This is a genomic window from Pseudomonas sp. 43(2021), assembly GCF_017490805.1.
In the GTDB taxonomy this organism is placed as follows: domain Bacteria; phylum Pseudomonadota; class Gammaproteobacteria; order Pseudomonadales; family Pseudomonadaceae; genus Aquipseudomonas.
The window spans coordinates 1-504 of record NZ_JAFGYJ010000306.1 but is presented as its reverse complement, the minus strand read 5'-3'; the positions used below and the strand labels follow the sequence as shown (position 1 = coordinate 504).

At 57.9% G+C, this 504-nt stretch carries 1 pseudogene; it reads left to right on the top strand.

Features of this window, described 5'->3' with window-relative positions:
- A pseudogene (locus tag J5M71_RS27350) lies at nt 1-504 on the top strand (mechanosensitive channel MscK); the annotation flags it as partial.

Here is a 504-nt window from a genome sequence, read left to right as displayed (position 1 = left end):
AAGTCACGCAGCAGAACCTGCAGACCAAACAGCAACTCGACACCCTGACCCAAAGCGATTCGGCGCTGGACGAGCAAATCAACGTGCTCAAGGGCAGCCTGCTGCTGTCGAAAATTCTCTATAAACAGAAACAGGCGCTGCCGCACCTGAAAGTTGACCGCGACCTTGCCGACCAGATTGCCGATATTCGCCTGTATCAGTTCGATGTCAGCCAGCAACGCGAGCTGCTGAGCAACCCGGCGACTTATGTCGACAACTTGCTGGCCACGCAGCCGCCGGAGCAGGTCACCCCGCAACTGCGCAAAAGCCTGCTCGATCTGGCCAACACCCGCGCTGATCTGCTCGAGCGGCTGAACCGCGAGTTGAGCGCGATGCTCAATGAATCGATCACCCTGCAGCTCAACCAGAAACAATTGCTGAGCACCGCGCAAAGCCTGCGCGCGACCCTCGACGAACAGATGTTCTGGATCCCCAGCAACAAACCGCTGGATGTGGAATGGATGC